Genomic DNA, 18,201 nt, shown 5'->3' on the forward strand with positions numbered 1-18,201 from the left:
TCATGTTCCTTTGGTTGGGGCTAGAACCCCGTGGGCTCGGTCTCGAACTCGGGTTCCCCCGGCTGGTATTCGTGGTGCAGCGGCCGCAGCGCCTCGGTCCGCGGATGCCAGAACAGGGCGTCGTAGCGGTCCCCCATCCGGGTGGGCACGTCGTCGGGCGTGGCCAGGGAGTGGGCCAGGCCGCGGATCTGGGCGGCTTCCGCCGCGCGTTCCGCCCCCCGTTCCTCCCAGCGGCCGGTGCCGGTGTTGCCGGTGGAAGCGCTCATTCCTTGGCCTCCGGCGCGTGCCGCCCCACCGGGGAGGGCAGGAGGTAGTGCCGGAACCAGTCCGAGGCAAGCGTGGCCGCCATGGCAAGGGTGCCGGGTTCCTCGAAGAGGTGTGTGGCGCCCGGGACGATCTCCAGCCGGGTGGGCGCCTGCAGGAGCGCCATGGCCTGCCGGTTGAGGGCCAGCACCTGGGTGTCGGCGCCGCCAACAATCAGGAGGGTGGGGGCTTTTACGGCGGCGAGGCGGGGTCCGGCCAGGTCCGGCCTGCCGCCGCGGGAGACGACGGCGGCAACCTGGGCGCCGGGTTCGGCTGCGGCCCACAGTGCAGCCGCCGCGCCGGTGCTGGCGCCGAAGTAGCCGATCCTGCCCGCGGAGCCATCGTGCCGCGCCTCCAGCCAGTGGGTGGCGGAGGACAGTCGGCGGGCCAGCAGGGCGATATCGAACACGTTGGCCCGGTTGACCTCCTCCTCGGGCGTCAGGAGGTCAAGGAGCAGCGTGCCCAGGCCGGCGCCGTGCAGCACCGAGGCGACGAAGCGGTTGCGGGGGCTGTGCCTGCTGCTGCCGCTGCCGTGGGCAAAGAGGACCGTGCCGTCGCACCGGGCCGGCAGGTAGAGGCTGCCGCGCAGGACCGCCCTTCCGTCAGGGATTTCGACGTCGTCCTCCAGGCTGCCGTCTCCCCGGTAGCCGTCGCCGTGGTGTGCCGGGGCGGCAGCGGCGTCCAGCAGCTGCACCACCTCGCTGTCCTCGGTGGGTGAGAAGTCCCGGTAGTAGTAGCCCACGGCCTGGAAGTCCTGGGGCGAAAGGAGGCAGACGACGTCGTCCGGTTCCTTGAGCTCCACAATGGCGCGGGCGGGGGCAACGGGAACGGCAAGGATGACCCTGGCAGCGCCGAGATGCCGGGCCACCTGGCAGGCCGCGCGGGCGGTGGAACCGGTGGCGATGCCGTCGTCGACAATGACCACCGTGCGCCCGGCAAGGTCGATCCGCCGGCGCCCCTGCCGGAACCTGGCCACCCTGCTTTCCAGCAGGGCGCGTTCCTGGCGCTCCACCTGCTGCAGGTCTTCCTGGGAGACGCGGGCCATGGAGATGGTGCGCGGATCAAGGACGCGGACGTTGCCCTCCCCGATGGCCCCCATGGCCACCTCGGGCTGGAACGGAACCCCCAGTTTCCGCACCACGATCACGTCCAGCGGCGCTTCGAGGGCTTTGGCTACCTCGAACGCCACGGGGACGCCGCCCCTGGGCAGGCCCAGCACCACGACGTTCCGGCCGCGCAGGGCGGCCAACCGCTTGCCCAGCCGCCGCCCGGCGTCGGACCTGTCATGAAACGAAGCCATCGCCGTCACCCGTTGTGTGTGATTTCTTCCCCGGGCAGCGCGGCCACCGCGGGGTTCCATGTCATCCGGAGGACGAAATGGGCGTCGGAACTGCTCTTGGCAATCACCGCCCCTGCGTCCCCCGCGAGCTTCACGCCGAACTCGATCTGGATCTGTTCGGGGGTGAGTTCCGCCATGGCCTCCAGTGCTGCGCGGGCAGCGGGGCGGACGCTGGCAAGTGCATCTTCCAGGCGCCTGCCCGTGTCCAGGATCCCCTGTTCGTTGCGCGCGGGATGATCCACGCCGTAGCTGTTGTCCGCAGCCTCAACGAGCACGGTTCCGGATCCTACTTCGTAGCGCAGCACTTCGGTCATGGCGGATTCCTCCTGCTAATGCGAGACGCGGTAGGTGTGGCGGAGGTCGGTGCTGGGCTTAATGGCCACTGCTGTTACCACCAGTGCCACCGCCCCTGCGATCCATGACGTCCAGGCTGCGCCCGTTGCGCCCGTGTATGTCCCGAGCCATGGCGAGAGGACCAGTCCTGCGGCGAGGACGGCCTGCACGTATTCCATGGCCGGAGTTCCCGGCATGGCCAGGTTGATAATGCCGCTGACCACCAGGAGCCCGCCGAAGACGAGCATCAGGGTGGTGGACATGTTTAGCTGCCGCGTGAACAGGACCGCCACCGCGGTGAAGAGTCCGGCGGCGACCGCTACATAGTCCTGCCACCGATACCACTTTTTCACTGAACTTTCCTTTCTGATGTGGGCGGGACGCGTTGTGCGTTTCCAGCCCGCGGGCCTCAGCTTCCCGCGATTTAAGTCAACGCCTGCCGGTCATCCGCTTGTAGGGCAGAAAGACCTAGGGCGGCCCGGCACCTGCCGGTGCACCTGCGCGCACCCCGATTCCCTGCCAACTCACAGCAATTGCCCGTGCAAAACGCGGTTACGGTGTGCAAGAGTGGCGGCAGCGCTGGGGCGCAAGGTGAAGAACAGACCGCGGAGGCCGCCCGTGAACCGAAGATCAGCCCGTCCCTCCGCTCCCCTGCGGCCTCCTTCGCCCGCGCTGCTGCCCGTGCTGGCGCTGGTCCTGTCCGCGCTGGTGGCATGCCAGGCGCCCACTCCGGCACCGGCTCCGCAGACTGCCACTCCATCCGGCGGCGCCACCCCGTCATCCAATACGTCGGCACCACCGAGTGCGTCGGCAGCACCCACGGCAGGCGCAGACTCCACGGCACAGCCGGGGGACGCGGCAAAGCCCGCCGGAATGCCCCGGCACATCTTCGTGATCAACCTGGAAAACAAGGGGTACGGCACTACCTGGGGCGACAATTCCCCCGCGCCGTACCTGTCCGGAACGCTCCGGAAGAAGGGCGTGCTGCTGAAGAACTACTACGGGATCGCCCACAACTCGCTGCCCAACTACCTGGCCCAGATCTCCGGACAACGGCCCAACGACAGCACGGAACTGGACTGCCACACGTACACCGAGTTCAACGCCACCGGCACTGATCCGGACGGGACGCTGCAGGGCGACGGCTGCGTCTACCCGGAGGACACCCAAACCGTGGCCGGGCAGCTGGCCGCGCAGGGCAAAACGTGGAAGGGCTACATGGAGGACATGCAGCAGCCGTGCGAGCACCCGGTCCTGGGCGAGGCGGACAACCACATCAAGGCCACGCCGGAGGAGCAGTACTCCACCCACCACAACCCCTTCATGTACTTCCGCTCCATCACGTCGTCCCCGGACTGCGCCAAAAACGTGGTCAACTTTTCCGCGCTCAAGGACGACCTGAAATCCGTGGACACCACCCCCAACCTGGCCTACATCACGCCCAACCTGTGCCACGACGGGCATGACGGCACCTGCGCCGACGGCTCTGACGGCGGCCTGGGGACAGCGGACGACTGGCTCAAGAAGCAGGTCCCGGCCATCCTGGCGTCACCGGCGTACAAGCAGGACGGCATGCTGGTGATCACCTTCGACGAGGCCGAGGGCGACACCACCGGCCCCTCCGAAGGCGACCCGGGAGTCCCCGCCGGGGGGACGGCCGGAGGACGGGTGGGGGCCCTGGTCCTCTCCCCGTTCGCGGCTGCGGGCACCTCCTCGGACCGGCCCTACAACCACTACAGCCTGCTGGCCACCATCGAGGACCTCTTCCACCTCCCGCGCCTGGGGCTGTCCGGTGATCCCGGCGTCAGGACGTTCGGGGACGACGTCTACCGGAAGGAATCCTAAGGTGGCGCTTTCAGGAAGCGGACGACGCCGGGCCGTGCTGGCAGGTGCCGCGGCGGTGGCTTTGGTGATCGTCGCCGTCGTCCTTTCCCTGGCGTTGCGCGGCGGCCCACCGGCCGCAGACCCGCCGGCGTCGGACGCGCCCGCAACAGCCGCGCCCACCGCCGGCGCCCCGGCCACCGCGGCTGCGGCACCGGGAACTGCTGCCGCCGACCCCAACGGGATCGGCAAGATCAAGCACGTAGTGATCATCACCCAGGAGAACAGATCCTTCGACAGCTACTTCGGGACGTACCCCGGGGCCGACGGGATTCCCATGAAGGACGGCAAGCCCGCGGTGTGCGTTCCGGATCCCGCCGAGGGTGGCTGCGTAAGGCCCTTCTACAACTCGGCGGACAGCAACGCCGGCGGCCCGCACAGCCACGCCGATGCCACCGCCGACATCAACGGCGGGGCGATGGACGGATTCGTGGCGCAGGCGGAGAAGGGCCTGTCCGGCTGCGGCGCCGCCAGCACCAAGTGCCAGTACAGCACCACCATGCCCACCGATGTGATGGGCTACCACGACGGACGGGACCTGCCCAACTACTGGGCCTATGCGCAGAACTTCACGCTGGAGGACCACCTGTTCGCCTCCGCCGCCTCCTGGAGCCTGCCGGCGCACCTGTACCTGGTCTCGGAATGGTCGGCCAAATGCACCAAGGCCGGGGACCCGTCGTCGTGCGTAAATGCCCTGCAGGACCCGGACCCCGAACCGGAGCCGCAGATCATCAAGGACACGCTGATCGGCAAGTGCCAGGCCGGGATGGACCTGGATCCTTGCCGCGAGGCCCTGGAGGCCGCCGGCATCGACCCGGGCCTCGCCGCACAGATTGACCAGCTCATCGGCACCAGCTGCAAGCCCACCGATTCCTACGCCATCTGCCAGGCGGCGGTGGATGCCGCCCCCATGTCCGATGACCTGAAGAAGAAGCTCACCGAGGCGGCCAAGAAACTGGAACTGCCGGACTACGCCTGGACCGACCTGACGTTCCTGCTGCACAAGCACAACGTCCCGTGGGCCTACTACGTGTTCAACGGCACCGAACCGGACTGCCGCAATGACGCCGCCACCTGCGATCCGGTGAAGCAGGACGCCAAGACCCCCGGCCTGTGGAATCCGCTGCTGTACTTCGACACGGTCAAGGAGGACGGCGAGCAGGGCAACATCAAGCCGCTCAGCGGTTTCTACGATGCCGCCAGAAAGGGGACGCTGCCGGCAGTCACCTGGGTGGCGCCCACGGACAAAGTCAGCGAACACGCGCCTGCGAAGATCAGCACCGGGCAGGCCTACGTTGCCGGGCTCATCAACGCCGTGATGAGCGGCCCTGACTGGGACAGCACCGCCATCTTCCTCAACTGGGACGACTGGGGCGGCTTCTATGACCACGAAAACCCGCCGGTGGTGGACAACAACGGCTATGGGCTGCGCGTCCCGGGCCTGGTGATCAGCCCCTATGCGAAGAAGGGGTTCATCGACCACCAGGTCCTCAGCCAGGACGCCTACTTCAAGTTCATCGAGGACGATTTCCTGGGCGGCGAGCGCATCGATCCCGCCACGGACGGCAGGCCGGACGCCCGCCCTGATGTCCGCGAGAACAACCCCCAGCTGGGCGACCTGGCACAGTCCTTCGACTTCACCCAGGCGCCGCTGCCGCCGCTCATCCTGCCCAACGCCACCACCTACTGACGCCGGGCCTTCCGTCCGGACGCGGCCGGGTTACGTGGCAGCCCCCTCTGCGGGATTTGCTGTGCGCGGCGCGGTGTCAGGTTGGTGCGCTTCCTCCGGTACTGCTTCAGCCTGGAGCACGGCCGGGCGCTCTGCCGGAACGGCGGCGGCCGCGGTGCCGGCGGGGGCGGGCTTGATGTTCTGGTTGACATGGAAGAAGTTGTCGGGGTCGTACTTTGCCTTGAGTACGGCAAGCCGCGCGTAGTTCGAGCCGAGCGTGTCCTCGATCCTGGCCTGGTCATCTGCGTCCTGGAAGTTAAGGTAGCCGCCGGGCTCCGAGAATTCGTGGAGCGCGGTCCAGTACTCCCGGACCCAGGCGATGTTCCTGTCGTTCTCGGACGGATCGGGCCACTGCGCCGCAATAACAGGCGCGAAGTCCACGTCACGGTAGGCGAAGGCGGTGGCCTCGGGAGCTACGCGCCTCACGGCGCCGTCGATCGGATAGAAATGGTTGGCGGAGTGGACGCTGGGAATGCCAGGAGCATATGCGACGGCGGTGCGGAGCGCGTCATCGCTGAGGGTGCGGAGGAAATCGGCCTTCCAGTAGCCCTGCAGCCCGGGGACGCCGCTGAGGCCGTCGAACATGATGTTCAGTGCCGGGTACGGCATCGGGGCGAAGAAGCTTCCCAGCACCTGCCCGGCGTCAAGCATTGCCTGCCAGTGCGCGGGGCCGGCGTCAAGGTCGCCGGTCCACATTCCTGCGATCACCGCAACGGGCTTCCCATGCCATTCCTCGGGAAGGAACGGCACCGGAGGACCTTGGTGGAATCCCAGGAAGGCGCCCATTTCGTCCGGTTCGGCAGCAATCCACTCGCGGTAGGCCGCCCCGACTTCGGCTCCGGTCGCTGCATCGAAGAACATGATTCCCACATGGACCATGTCCACGGGATGCAGGCGGAACTCCATCGACGTGACCACGCCGAAGTTGCCGCTGCCGCCGCGGAGCGCCCAGAACAGGTCGACGTTTTCGGCTTCGCTGGCAGTGACGAAGGTTCCGTCAGCAAGGACGACGTCGGCGGAAACGAGGTTGTCGCAGGACAACCCGTACTTGCGGGACAGGTACCCGATGCCGCCGCCGAGGGTCAGGCCGGCGACGCCGGTTGAGCCGATGATGCCCCCTGTGCTTGCCAGCCCGAATGCATGCGTGGCGTGGTTGTAGTCTGCCCACGTTGCGCCGGGCTCCACCCGGGCCAGCCGCGCCGCGGGGTCAACGCGCACTCCCCGGCGGGCCGAAAAGTCAAGGACCAGGCCGCCGTCGAGCGTTCCAAATCCTGGCGCACTGTGCCCGCCGCCGCGCACGGCAACTTCAATCCCCAGGCCACGGGCGAAGCGTACGGCCGCCAGAACGTCCGCGACCTGGGACACCTGGAGGACCGCTGCGGGACGACGGTCGATCATCCCGTTGTAAACATGGCGTGCGGCCTCGTACTCGGCGTCGCCCTCTTCGATAACCTGCCCGCGGACCTGTTCGCGGAGCACGTCGAAACGATCGCTACCCATCACAACTCCATTTTTTGCGTCGGAGACCAGGGGCAGCCGGCTCCATCCAGGGCCCAGCGGGGGCCAGCATGATGATGCTTTCGGTATACGCCCGGGCCTGGAAGGGGTCAAGAGCGATCCGGCCGGGGAGATCGTCGGCGGTGACGGCGCTACGGCGTGGCGAGCGTGCAGTCCGCCGCGTCCTCCACCACGCGCTCCAGGTCACCGGTTCGGTGCAGCACCTCCATCTGCCGCACGGCCCCGGTGCCGTCGGCCAGCAGCCTGTCCATCAGGTCCTCCACCCGCTGCAGGTCACCCATATCCTCCAGCGCCCCCCGGACGTGGTGCAGCAGTGCATTCACGACGGCGAGCGCGGGCGCCGGGCGGTGCGTTTGGGGATCCAGCAGCTCACCCCGCAGGCCCCACCGGCTTGCCTTCCAGCCTGCCAGCCTCAGCAGTGCCGACGGGACGGATACGGGGTCGGTCCCCTCCCGCCATTCCCTGGCAGCGGTTTCCACCAGTCCCCGGGCGATTCCCGCGAGCAACACCGTGTTTTCCGGGCGCAGGCAGACGTCTGCCACGCGGATCTCCACCGTGGGATAGTGCCGGGAGAGCCGGGCATCGAAGTAGACCATGCCCTCGTCCATGGCGACGCCGGTGCTCACCATGTCATGGACCAGTTGGTGGTAGGCGTCCGGGGTGCCCAGGAGTTCCAGCGGCCCGGCAGACGGCCAGCGGTTCCACACCTGGGAGCGGTAGCTGGCGTAGCCGCTGTCCTCGCCATGCCAGAACGGGGAATTGGCGCTCAGCGCCACGAGCACCGGCAGCCAGTTCCGCATCCGGTCCAGCACGGCCACGGCTTCCTCCGGCGACTCCACCGAGACGTGGATGTGGCAGCCGCAGGTGAGCTGCTCCCTGGCGGTCAGCCCGTACTCCTCCATCATGGCCCGGAACCTGCGCAGCTGCACCGGATGGGGATCGGCCGGGAGCGGGGAGGTTCCCAGCGCTGCCACCCTGACGCCCACGTCCTCGGCCGCCTGCTGGGCAAGGGCGCGGCCGGCCACGATGTCCTGCTCGAGTTTTGCCAGGGTGGCGTGCGGCGGGCTCACCACCTCGATCATTTCCTGCTGGAACTCGGCCGTCAGTACCGGCCCGGACGCCGCCTCCAGCGGACGGACGTAAAGGTCCAGGAGGGCGCCTGCCATCGGGACGGCTTCCCCGGTCGCGGGGTCTACCAGGAGCAACTCCTCTTCGATGCCGAACGTCCGCCTGCCTGCGCCCGCGCCGCCGGTGCCGTCATTGCCGTAGGTGTCCATCGCCGTCGTCCCCTGTCCCCTGCGTCGTTGCAAGTTCCTTCCCGGAGCATGGCAGCGTGACCGCCCCGTTCACCAGGACGTCCATGCCCGCCATACGCCGTCGGAAGGAAACAATAATAAGCACCCTTATCAATGAGGGGGAAGGGGTGCCGCCGGGGGTCTCCGCTGTACTTCAGACCTACCCCCGGGTAAATTTGGACTGTGACGGGCGCCACACCCGTCCTCCCGGGCCCTTCTGCAAAGGCCCAGCGGGAGCAGCTGCTGTAGCCCAACGGCAGCGCCTTATGCAAGAGCGAAAGAGCCAAGCATGTCGGCCTCGCATTTCCAGCAGTTCCTTAACGAAGCAACCACGCCCGATCCCTCCGGCGATTCCCCCCTCGGCCCCGATTGCCTTTATGGCCTTTATGTCAGCTGGGCGGCGCTGCACGGCCTGAGCCCCAAGCCGGACCAGGCGTTCCGCGCCGGGATGCTGCGCTGCGGCGTGGACGTCCGGAACTCCCGGCTCAGGATGACCGGCCCTGCCGCGGCCGACTACATCCTCAGCAGCTACCCGGCCGTCGCGTAATGGGCGGTACTCGGGAAGCCGGGTCAGGGTGATGCCCGCAAAGCCCTGACGAAGGGCGCTTTGCCCAGGGGTGTGCGTTCGAGCTGGTCCACCGCCTGCACGTCCACGGAAAGGCCGGCCACACCTGCTGCCTCCAGTGCTGACGCCACGGCCGTGCGCACCCCCTCAAGGGAGGCTCCGGGCAACAGGCCTGTGACCAGGACGCGCAGTCCCGCGGCCTCCTGGACTACCTGCCACCCTGAAGCTGACACGTCGTCGAGCACCAGATGGAAGACGTTGGGATGGATGCTGACGGCGCCTTTCCTGCCCGGCAGCCGGAGGACGTCCTCAAGGCGTCCTTCAACGTCCTCAAGCAGCTGGAAGGACCGGCCGCAGGGGCAGCCGCGCCCGTCCAGCCTGATGGTGTCCGACATTTCGTAGCGGATCAGCGGCAGGGTGCGGGAGAACAGCACGGTCACCAGCAGCTTCGCCCCGGTGGTTCCTGGCGGAACCGGGTTGCCTGCGGGGTCCACTGGTTCCACGATGACCAGGTCCTCGTACACATGGCGGTTCCGGTAGATGCAGGGGGAAGCGATCCCGGCTGTTTCGGTGGCGGCATAGACATCGAACGGGGCGGTTCCCCACGCCGCCTGCATCCCGGCCGCAGCCTGGGCGGTAAGCACTTCGGAGGCCGACATGATCCCTTGCGGTGCAATATGCAGCCGCCCCTCCCGCTGCTCGGCCGCCAGCGGCCCCAGGGCTGAGGCGTATCCCACCAGCACCCTGGGCTGGAACCGGTTGAGCGCGGCCACTGTCTCCTCCATGGGTGCCGTGACGTCCAACCGGAGCGTGGGGACCAGTCGGGACCGGACAGAGGCGCCCACGACGGCGGACTGGCGCGTGGGAACCCGTGAGCTGACCAGTGCCGTCTTCAGTGGCCGCCTCGGATTGAGGGCGATCCCGGCCCAGTCGTTGGCCCGCGCATAGGATGCCAGGACCGATGCCCACTCGGAGCGGTTCCAGGCGAATATCCCCCGCCTCCCAGTGGTCCCGGCCGTGGCCGCAACCCACCAGCGCCCCCTGAACGGCCGGCCGGGATCACCACAGCTTGCGGTGAGGCCACGCACGTGGTCTTCGAGGTCGGCGAGGCTTAGGTCCGGGGTGGTTATCGCTTCATCAAAGTGCTCCATGAGGTCCGCTTTGGTGACAGACGGCAGTTCCTGCAAGGGTGCGTCGTGCAGTCCCGCGTGCCGGTGCCGGTAGAACTCCGAGCCGGCATAGGTTGCAGCGCGCAGCCGGTGCAGCGCCTGTTCCTGGTGGGCGGCGATCCGCGCTGGATCCCACCCGTCCCTCCGGCGCCATGCCGCCCGCAGGGACAGCACCTGCGAGAGGAGGCGGACGTTCATGGCAGGCTGCCGCATCGAAGCACGGGCGGCCCGGCGTTGCATTCGCCCTCGCCTAACTCCCCGTGGCCCGTGTCGTCGTCCCAATACATCATGGCCCTGCCCCTTCCGGCCTTGAAGTCGCAACACTCCCAGTGTTGATCTTCCGCGGCCCGCCCCTGCAGCGTCAGGGTCATAGGTCCCCGCACATCGGCGAACCAGGGACGCACCTCCGACGTGCCTCTTCAAGCCTTTCGGTAAGGGGATGCAAACCTTTGTGGCGCAGGGGGCGCTGCGGTGTTTTACTGCCAGCATGTCTGAAACCCTCAAGCTCAACCGCAACGAGCCCCACGACAGCAGCGTCGCAGCACGCCTGAACTGGCTGCGTGCCGGTGTACTGGGCGCGAACGACGGTATTGTCTCGGTCGCGGCAACCGTGGTGGGCGTCGCGGGTGTGACCAACGACCTCGCGCCCATCCTGGTGGCGGGCACGGCCGCGGTGGTGGGTGGTGCCGTGTCCATGGCCCTGGGCGAATACGTTTCCGTGAGCAGCCAGAGTGACAGCCAGCGCGCGCTGATCGAAAAGGAACGCCAGGAGCTCAGGGACGATCCCGAGGGCGAACTGGACGAACTCGCCCACATCTACCAGGCCAAGGGGCTGAGCGAGGCCACCGCCAGGACCGTTGCCGAGGAGTTGACGGCAAAGGACGCCCTGAAAGCGCACCTGTCCGCCGAACTGAACATCGACGAAGAAGAAGTGGTCAGCCCCTGGCATGCCGCGTTCGCCTCCGCCATCGCATTCACCATCGGCGCCATCCTCCCCATGCTGGCCATCATTTTCCCGCCGGAAGAAGCCCGGATCCCGGTCACGTTCGTCGCCGTCATCCTGGCACTGGCCCTGACCGGCACCATCAGCGCCAAAATCGGCGGAAGCTCCAAGCGCAAGGCAACCATCAGGCTGGTGGTGGGCGGTGCGCTGGCCATGGCCTTCACCTTCGCGGTGGGCAGCCTGCTGGGCACCACCGGCATCGCCTAGCAGCCCGTCACTCCACCCGTCCCGCTGCCAGTCCGTACGGCCCCAAAACCCCTTCACATCAGCAACCTCCGCGCGTAGGGTGAACCACACAGCCGCTGGTCCTTTGGGGCCTGCGGTGGGCTCATGCAGTTGGGCTTCGGGAGCATGCCGGAGGGACCACAGGTGGGTAAAAGACCATTGAAGAACCGCATGCGGCGCTTCGCGGCACTGGCCGCGGGCCTTCTGGCCCTGCCCGCGCTGACCTCCTGCTCCGACCTGGTTTCCCGCGGCTTCCTCCCCGGCGCCCGTGACACCACCAACAACACGGAACTGATCACCGACCTGTGGGTCAACTCCTGGATCGCTGCACTGGTGGTTGGCATCATCACCTGGGGGCTGATGATCTGGGTCATCGTGGCGTACCGGCGCAGGAAGAACACCGTCGGATTTCCGCCGCAACTGAGCTACAACCTCCCCCTTGAAGTCTTCTACCTGGCCATTCCATTGATCGTCATCGGGGTCCTGTTCGTCTTCACGGACCGGGAGCAGCGGGCCATCGACGAGCGCTACCCCAACCCGGACGTGGTGATCGACGTCTTCGGCAAACAGTGGTCCTGGGATTTCAACTACGTCAAGGAGCAGGTCCACGAGGACGCCGGACAACAAGCCCACCTGACCGGTGGCTATGGCGCCCCGGACCGGCTGCCCACGCTCTACCTTCCGGTGGGCAAGAAGGTGGAACTGCACCTCCAGTCCCGTGACGTGCAGCATTCCTTCTGGGTGGTGGATTTCCTGCAGAAGCGCGACCTCTACCCGGGCCACGAACAGTACAACCCCTACATCAGCATCACCCCCAACCGCACCGGCGAATACATGGGCAAGTGCGCCGAACTCTGCGGCGAATACCACTCGGAAATGCTTTTCAAGGTCAGGGTGGTCACCCAGCAGGAGTACGACAGCCACATCGCCGACCTCAAGGCAAAGGGCAACACCGGAAACCTGGGCACCGACTTCGACAGGGCGCCGATATCAGCCCCTGCACCGCAGGCCCTGGAACCAGCACAGTAAAGGACGGCACTGTAATGACCACCACAGGGCAGAGAATGGGCGGAACCGCGGCCACGGCTGCGCCGGCAGTGGTCCGGCGCCCCAAGGGCACCATTGTGGTCAACTGGATCACCTCCACTGACCACAAGACCATCGGGTACATGTACCTGATCTCGTCCTTCGTGTTCTTCTGCGCGGGCGGTGTCATGGCGCTGCTCATCCGCGCCGAACTGTTCGAACCCGGAATGCAGATCCTGCAGACCAAGGAGCAGTACAACCAACTGTTCACCATGCACGGCACCATCATGCTGCTGATGTTCGCCACCCCGCTGTTCGCCGGGTTCGCCAACGTGATCATGCCGCTGCAGATCGGCGCGCCGGACGTCGCGTTCCCCCGCCTCAACGCGCTGGCGTTCTGGTTCTTCCTGTTCGGCTCCACCATCGCCGTCTCCGGCTTCATCACCCCGCAGGGCGCCGCGTCCTTCGGCTGGTTCGCCTACGCGCCGCTGTCAAACACCACGTTCACCCCGGGCATCGGCGGTGACTTGTGGGTCTTCGGCCTGGCACTGTCCGGCTTCGGCACCATCCTGGGCTCGGTCAACTTCATCACCACCATCATCTGCATGCGTGCCCCCGGCCTTACCATGTGGCGGATGCCGATCTTCACCTGGAACACCCTGGTGACCGCGATCCTGGTCCTGATGGCCTTCCCGCCGCTGGCCGCCGCCCTGTTCGCCCTGGGCGCGGACCGGAAGTTCGGTGCCCACATCTTTGATCCCTCCAACGGCGGCGCCATCCTTTGGCAGCACCTGTTCTGGTTCTTCGGACACCCCGAGGTGTACATCATCGCGCTGCCGTTCTTCGGGATCGTCTCGGAGATCTTCCCGGTGTTCAGCCGCAAGCCCCTGTTCGGCTACAAGGGCATCGTGTACGCCACCATCGCCATCGCGGCCCTCTCGGTGACGGTCTGGGCCCACCACATGTACGTCACGGGCGCGGTGTTCCTGCCGTTCTTCGCGTTCATGACCATGCTCATTGCAGTGCCCACCGGCGTGAAGTTCTTCAACTGGATCGGCACGATGTGGGGCGGCTCCCTGACCTTCGAGACGCCCATGCTGTGGAGCATGGGATTCCTGGCCACGTTCCTCTTCGGCGGCCTCACAGGCATCATCCTGGCCTCACCGCCCATGGACTTCCACGTCTCGGACTCCTACTTCGTGGTGGCGCACTTCCACTACGTGGTGTTCGGCACCGTGGTGTTCGCCATGTTCGCCGGGTTTTATTTCTGGTGGCCCAAGTTCACCGGCACAATGCTCAACGAGCGCCTGGGCAAGATCCACTTCTGGATGCTGTTCCTGGGCTTCCACGCCACGTTCCTGATCCAGCACTGGCTGGGCGTCCTGGGCATGCCCCGCCGGTACGCGGATTACATGCCGGAGGACAACTTCACCTTCATGAACCAGTTCTCCACCATTGGGTCCTACCTGCTGGGCGCCTCCCTCATCCCGTTCTTCTGGAACGTCTTCATCACCTGGCGGGCCGGGAAGAAGGTCACTGTGGACGATCCCTGGGGCTTTGGCGCGTCCCTTGAGTGGGCCACGTCCTGCCCGCCGCCGCGCCACAACTTCACCTCGCTCCCCCGCATCCGGTCCGAGCGCCCCGCCCTGGACCTGCACCATCCCGAGCTGAGCATCCGGCTCCATCCCTCAGAGAACGCACCGGCGGAGAGCATCCTGGGGGCGGCCGATATCGGGGAACGCGACGTCCACGATCCCAACCCGAACAAATAGCGGGGCCTCTGCCGCAGCCGGCAGAAGCTCGATAATTACGTCACGTCGTGGTTTCGTAATTGATGTGAACCTTGTCACTTAAAGCGCTTTCCAGCTTGGTGCTTAGGTTTGCCTACCCTACAGTTTCCTGACATAGGCAACATTCGTGTTGCCTAATAGGACTTAGGTTCAGCAGACTTTTTCCCCACCGAAAGCAGCCTCAATGAAGATCCGCAACAGCGCGCTGGCCGGCATCGCACTCGCCGCCACCGCAGCTCTCGGCCTGACCGCCTGCGGCGGCGGCACTCCTGCCGGCGGCACCTCGTCGTCCGCGTCCAACGGCGCCGCCTCCGGCGAGATCACCGTGTACAACGCCCAGCACGAAAGCCTCACCAAGGAGTGGGTGGATGCCTTCACGGCGGAAACCGGCATCAAGGTGACCATGCGCCAGGGATCGGACACTGAGCTCTCCAACCAGATCATCCAGGAAGGCCAGGCCTCCCCCGCGGATGTATTCCTCACGGAAAACTCCCCCGCGATGACGCAGGTTGAGAAGGCCGGCCTGTTCGCGGACGTCAACAAGGACACCCTGGCCCAGGTTCCCGCCGAGTTCGCACCGTCCACCGGCAAATGGACGGGCATCGCCGCCCGCTCCACCGTCCTGGTGTACAACAAGACCAAGCTCACCGAGGACCAGCTCCCCAAGTCCATGCTTGACCTGGCCAAGCCTGAATGGAAGGGCAAGTGGGCCGCATCCCCCACGGGCGCAGACTTCCAGGCCATCGTTTCAGCGCTGCTGGAGCTGAAGGGCGAGTCCGCCACCGAGGAGTGGCTGAAGGGCATGAAGGAAAACTCCAAGGCCTACAAGGGCAACAGCACGGCCATGAAGGCGGTCAACGCCGGTGAAGTGGACGCCGCCCTGATCTACCACTACTACTACTACGGCGACCAGGCCAAGACCGGCGAGAACTCCAACAACGTCACCCCGTACTACTTCAAGAACCAGGACCCGGGCGCGTTCCTGTCCGTATCCGGCGGCGGCGTGCTCAAGTCCTCCAAGAACGCTGCCGCTGCGCAGGAGTTCCTGAAGTTCATCACCGGCAAGAAGGGCCAGGAAGTCCTCAAGAACGGTACGTCCTTCGAGTACGCCATCGGCTCCGACGTTCCCGCCAACGACAAGCTGGTTCCGATCAAGGACCTGCAGGCTCCCAAGGTTGACGCCGCCAAGCTCAACTCCGAAAAGGTCACCGATCTGATGACCCAGGCAGGACTACTGTAATTCCGTGACCTCCGATCTATCGGCTCCCCCCAGGGCGGGCACGACGACGGCGGGCCGGGGCACCAGCCCCCGCCCGCCTTTCGGCGTTTCCTCGGTGTCCGTCCTGGCGGTGCTGATCGCCCTCTTCTCCCTCGTCCCGCTGGGGTACGTGGCCTACATGACGGTGGCAACCGGGTGGGATACCGCCGTCGGCCTCATCCTGCGGCCCCGCGTGGGCGAACTGCTGCTGAATACCCTGCTCCTGATGGCCGCCACCATCCCGCTGTGCCTGCTGCTTGGCGTGGCGGGTGCCTGGCTGGTGGAACGGACCAGGCTGCGCGGCCACCGGGTGTGGGCCGTGCTGCTGGCCGCCCCGCTGGCCGTCCCGGCGTTCGTCAACAGCTACGCCTGGGTCTCGGCCATCCCGTCGCTGGGCGGCCTGGGTTCGGGAATCCTGATCTCCACGCTGTCCTACTTCCCGCTGGTGTACATCCCGGCCGCAGCCACCTTGAGCCGGCTGGACCCCGCCATTGAGCAGTCCGCCGCGGCCCTGGGGCTCGGTGCCTGGCGGACCTTCTTCCGTGTGGTGCTCCCCCAGCTCAGGATCGCCCTCACGGGCGGCGCACTGCTGGTGGGGCTGCACCTGCTCGCCGAATACGGCGCGTTCGCCATGATCCGGTTCGATACCTTCACCACCGCGATCATGACCCAGTACCAGTCCACGTTCAACGGCGCGGCCGGAAACATGCTGGCCAGCGTGCTGGTGTTCTTCTGCCTGCTCCTGCTGCTTGCGGAGGTCCGCAGCCGCGGCTCCGCGCGCTACGCCCGTATCGGGTCCGGCGTGCAGGCCAAGGCGCTGCGCCTTCCCCTGCACGCGTACCAGGTCCCGGCCCAGCTCTTCCTGTTGGCGCTGACCGCCCTGGCCTTCGGACTCCCGCTGTACTTCGTGCTGCGCTGGATCCTTGCCGGCGGAGCGGACGTCTGGACAGCATCCGAATTCCTCCCGGCGCTGGTCACCACGTTCACCTACGGGCTCGCCGGCGCCGCTGCCACCACCGTGGTGGCCTTCCCCATGGCGTACCTCGCCGTGCGCCACCCCGGGTGGTTCAGCAAGTCCCTGGAACTGTCCAACTATGTCACCAGCTCCATGCCCGGCATCGTGGTGGCGCTGGCGTTTGTTACCGTCAGCATCCGCATGGTGCCCGGGATGTACCAGACGGCGGGGCTGCTGGTCGCGGCGTACGTCCTCCTGTTCCTCCCCCGGGCCCTGGTGAACCTGCGGGCCGGACTGGCACAGGCCCCCAAGGAACTGGACGAGGCCGCCCAGGCGCTCGGGAAGCCGCCGCTACTGGCCTTCATCCGTGTCACCCTGCGACTCACCGCCCCTGCAGCGGCCGGCGGAGCAGCCCTGGTGTTCCTGGCCATCGCCAACGAGCTCACCGCCACCTTGCTCCTGTCCCCCAACGGCACCAGGACACTGGCCACCGAGTTCTGGAGTAAGAGCAGCGAGATCGACTACGCCGGCGCTGCGCCCTACGCGCTGCTGATGATCCTGCTTTCCGCCCCCATGACCTACCTCCTCTTCCAACAGTCCAAGAAAGTAGCCGGACAGTGACAGCACCCTCAACCCGCAGGCTGCCCGAGCCTCGGGTGGCACCCTCGGTGGCCGCAACCACCAACAGCCACCTGCAGATCACGGACGTCACCAAGAACTTCGGATCACAGGCGGTCCTGAGGGGCGTCAACCTGTCAGTGGCCAAGGGCGGAACCACCGCCATCGTTGGCCCCTCCGGTTCGGGCAAGACCACCCTCCTGCGGCTGATCGCCGGGTTCGAGCACCCGGACACCGGGACCATCTCGCTCAACGGCACCACCGTGGCCGGTGACGGCGCGTGGCTTCCGGCGCACAAGCGGCAGATCGGGTACGTGGCCCAGGACGGCGCCCTGTTCCCGCACCTGACCGTGGGCCAGAACGTGGCCTTCGGCCTCAACGCGGCCAAGCGCGAGGGCGGCCGCCGCGCGGTCAACGCCCGCGTGGCGGAGCTGCTGGAGATGGTGTCGCTGGATGCTTCCATGGCCAAGCGCCGGCCGCACCAACTCTCCGGCGGCCAGCAGCAGCGGGTTGCCCTGGCCCGGGCCCTGGCCCGCGAACCGGAGCTGATGCTCCTGGACGAGCCGTTCTCCGCCCTGGACGCGGGCCTGCGCGTCGCGACCCGCCGCGCCGTGGCCAAGGTCCTGGCCGAGGCCGGCGTCACCACCATCCTGGTAACCCACGACCAGGCCGAGGCCCTCTCCTTTGCGGACCAGGTGGCCGTGATGCGCGGCGGCAAACTGGCCCAGATCGGCAACCCCTTTGTGGTCTACACCCGCCCCGCGGACCGGGCCACCGCGGAGTTCCTGGGCGACGCCGTCATCCTGGACGCATGGCTGGAAGGGACGCTGGCCACCTGCTCGCTGGGCGCGATTCCCGTGCGCCGGCCCCCGGCACAGGGACGCGTGCAGCTGATGCTGCGGCCCGAACAGATCCGCATTGCCGAGGACGGCCCCATCCGCGGAGTGGTGGTGGACACCGACTACTTCGGCCCTGAGACCACCGTGCGGCTGAAGCTGAACGTGCCCAAGGAAGTGGCGGAGCACGCCGACCACCGCTACCCGGGCGGCGGCGAAGTGATCACCATCAGGCACTGGAACGCCTCGATCGCCCGTCCGGGCATGGAGCTGTGCCTGCGGGTCGTGGGCGAAGCCGTTGCGTTCCCCACGGACGAGTAGTCCTCCTCAGCCTCAGGCGTCACAGAAAAAACACCGG

The 18,201-nt window shown here is 67.0% G+C and carries 16 protein-coding genes; 9 read left to right on the forward strand and 7 right to left on the reverse strand.

The features are described 5' to 3' along the window. Window positions 1–20 precede the first annotated feature (20 nt). The 4 genes from BACI349Y_RS16585 to BACI349Y_RS16600 are packed head-to-tail and all read right to left on the reverse strand — an operon-like array spanning window position 21 to window position 2,328. The gene (locus tag BACI349Y_RS16585; protein WP_159633268.1) at window positions 21–266 is read right to left on the reverse strand and encodes a hypothetical protein; all 246 of its coding nucleotides are present in this window, start codon (window positions 264–266) and stop codon (window positions 21–23) included. Continuing rightward, window positions 263–1,603, reverse strand: coding sequence for a phosphoribosyltransferase family protein (locus BACI349Y_RS16590; RefSeq protein ID WP_159633271.1), 1,341 nt, complete (start codon window positions 1,601–1,603; stop codon window positions 263–265). The genes BACI349Y_RS16585 and BACI349Y_RS16590 overlap by 4 nt, the downstream gene beginning before the upstream one ends. 5 nt (window positions 1,604–1,608) lie before the next feature. Beyond that, on the reverse strand, window positions 1,609–1,956 hold the full coding sequence (locus tag BACI349Y_RS16595; RefSeq protein ID WP_159633274.1) for a CU044_2847 family protein: 348 nt from the start codon (window positions 1,954–1,956) through the stop codon (window positions 1,609–1,611). Window positions 1,957–1,971: 15 nt separating this feature from the next. Continuing rightward, window positions 1,972–2,328 (reverse strand): SPW repeat domain-containing protein, encoded by a 357-nt coding sequence (locus tag BACI349Y_RS16600; protein ID WP_159633277.1) that lies wholly within the window; start codon window positions 2,326–2,328, stop codon window positions 1,972–1,974. Window positions 2,329–2,593: 265 nt separating this feature from the next. Between BACI349Y_RS16600 and BACI349Y_RS16605 the strand changes: the two genes are divergently transcribed. Continuing rightward, window positions 2,594–3,820: an alkaline phosphatase family protein gene (locus tag BACI349Y_RS16605; protein ID WP_236560878.1), complete on the forward strand. Its 1,227-nt coding sequence runs from the start codon at window positions 2,594–2,596 to the stop codon at window positions 3,818–3,820. Between the two features lies 1 nt (window position 3,821). After that, a complete protein-coding gene (locus BACI349Y_RS16610) occupies window positions 3,822–5,546 on the forward strand; it encodes an alkaline phosphatase family protein (protein ID WP_159633283.1) in 1,725 nt (574 codons plus the stop codon). A 30-nt stretch (window positions 5,547–5,576) separates the two neighbouring features. On the opposite strand, the gene BACI349Y_RS16615 is transcribed toward BACI349Y_RS16610, so the two are convergent. Together BACI349Y_RS16615 and BACI349Y_RS16620 are read right to left on the reverse strand one after the other, a co-directional pair. Next, a complete protein-coding gene (locus tag BACI349Y_RS16615; RefSeq protein WP_236560880.1) occupies window positions 5,577–7,085 on the reverse strand; it encodes an FAD-binding oxidoreductase in 1,509 nt (502 codons plus the stop codon). A gap of 149 nt (window positions 7,086–7,234) precedes the next feature. Then, window positions 7,235–8,413: a carboxylate-amine ligase gene (locus tag BACI349Y_RS16620; RefSeq protein WP_236560882.1), complete on the reverse strand. Its 1,179-nt coding sequence runs from the start codon at window positions 8,411–8,413 to the stop codon at window positions 7,235–7,237. 274 nt (window positions 8,414–8,687) lie between these two features. Between BACI349Y_RS16620 and BACI349Y_RS16625 the strand changes: the two genes are divergently transcribed. After that, window positions 8,688–8,945, forward strand: coding sequence for a hypothetical protein (locus tag BACI349Y_RS16625; RefSeq protein WP_159633286.1), 258 nt, complete (start codon window positions 8,688–8,690; stop codon window positions 8,943–8,945). A gap of 23 nt (window positions 8,946–8,968) precedes the next feature. Here the strand turns inward: BACI349Y_RS16625 and BACI349Y_RS16630 are convergent, their stop codons facing one another. Further along, window positions 8,969–10,330: a phenylacetate--CoA ligase family protein gene (locus BACI349Y_RS16630; protein ID WP_159633289.1), complete on the reverse strand. Its 1,362-nt coding sequence runs from the start codon at window positions 10,328–10,330 to the stop codon at window positions 8,969–8,971. Window positions 10,331–10,619: 289 nt separating this feature from the next. Between BACI349Y_RS16630 and BACI349Y_RS16635 the strand changes: the two genes are divergently transcribed. The 6 genes from BACI349Y_RS16635 (at window position 10,620) to BACI349Y_RS16660 (ending at window position 18,164) form a co-directional block, all read left to right on the forward strand. Continuing rightward, window positions 10,620–11,342: a VIT1/CCC1 transporter family protein gene (locus BACI349Y_RS16635; protein WP_159633292.1), complete on the forward strand. Its 723-nt coding sequence runs from the start codon at window positions 10,620–10,622 to the stop codon at window positions 11,340–11,342. A gap of 189 nt (window positions 11,343–11,531) precedes the next feature. Beyond that, window positions 11,532–12,389 carry an aa3-type cytochrome oxidase subunit II gene (ctaC, locus tag BACI349Y_RS16640; protein ID WP_159635819.1) on the forward strand — a complete coding sequence of 286 codons (858 nt, stop codon included), beginning with the start codon at window positions 11,532–11,534 and terminating at the stop codon, window positions 12,387–12,389. Window positions 12,390–12,403: 14 nt separating this feature from the next. Beyond that, entirely contained in the window at window positions 12,404–14,158 is a 1,755-nt protein-coding gene (gene ctaD / locus BACI349Y_RS16645) for an aa3-type cytochrome oxidase subunit I (protein ID WP_414703652.1), read from the forward strand. Between the two features lie 202 nt (window positions 14,159–14,360). After that, complete coding sequence (locus BACI349Y_RS16650) at window positions 14,361–15,416, forward strand: iron ABC transporter substrate-binding protein (RefSeq protein ID WP_159633296.1); 1,056 nt, start codon at window positions 14,361–14,363, stop codon at window positions 15,414–15,416. A 4-nt stretch (window positions 15,417–15,420) separates the two neighbouring features. After that, window positions 15,421–17,010, forward strand: coding sequence for an ABC transporter permease (locus tag BACI349Y_RS16655; RefSeq protein ID WP_201302464.1), 1,590 nt, complete (start codon window positions 15,421–15,423; stop codon window positions 17,008–17,010). Then, a complete protein-coding gene (locus BACI349Y_RS16660; RefSeq protein WP_201302465.1) occupies window positions 17,007–18,164 on the forward strand; it encodes an ABC transporter ATP-binding protein in 1,158 nt (385 codons plus the stop codon). Before BACI349Y_RS16655 ends, BACI349Y_RS16660 begins: the two co-directional genes overlap by 4 nt. Window positions 18,165–18,201 lie beyond the last annotated feature (37 nt).

This window comes from Arthrobacter sp. 8AJ, assembly GCF_902506025.1.
GTDB lineage: Bacteria > Actinomycetota > Actinomycetes > Actinomycetales > Micrococcaceae > Arthrobacter.